The sequence below is a fragment of the Bradyrhizobium sp. NBAIM08 genome (genome assembly GCF_020193935.1).
GTDB classification, from domain to species: domain Bacteria; phylum Pseudomonadota; class Alphaproteobacteria; order Rhizobiales; family Xanthobacteraceae; genus Bradyrhizobium; species Bradyrhizobium yuanmingense.
Genome location: NZ_JADYVR010000287.1, coordinates 1 through 455, shown reverse-complemented (window position 1 = coordinate 455; position 455 = coordinate 1). Strand labels below are relative to the sequence as shown.

At 41.5% G+C, this 455-nt stretch carries 1 pseudogene; it reads left to right on the top strand.

Features of this window, described 5'->3' with window-relative positions:
• Positions 1 to 186 precede the first annotated feature (186 nt).
• Positions 187 to 455 (top strand): annotated as a pseudogene (locus I6F37_RS39530) (hypothetical protein); the annotation flags it as partial.

Sequence of the window (455 nt, the reverse complement as noted above, 5' to 3'; positions counted from 1 at the left end):
ATGCCGATGAAAAATAATCAAAGCGATTTGGAACTAAAGTTGCCTCTTTCCCTTTTAACATTCTTACAGTTATAATAAATCCGGCAACTGATTTTTATTTCATTGATTTGCGAGGCTTTTCTAATTTAATTTCAGCCAATTATGTCATCGCTAAAACTTACTCAAAAATTATCCCAGCGGATGGTCTTGACTCCGCAACTGCGCCAGCGAATTGAGATGCTGCAAATGACGACCGTTGAACTGAGTGATTTGATTCAGCAGGAAATCGTTTCCAACCCGATATTGGAAGAAGTTCAGTCGGTAGACGAAATCGGTGAAATCTCCGAGCGAATTCTCGACCAGAATTCCGACGGGCAGGACGAAATTTACGAAAACGGTCACAGCAAAGATTTTGAACCGGCTGACTATGAACAGTCTGAAAGTTTTACGGCGGACGTGCCGATTGAAAACGGTTT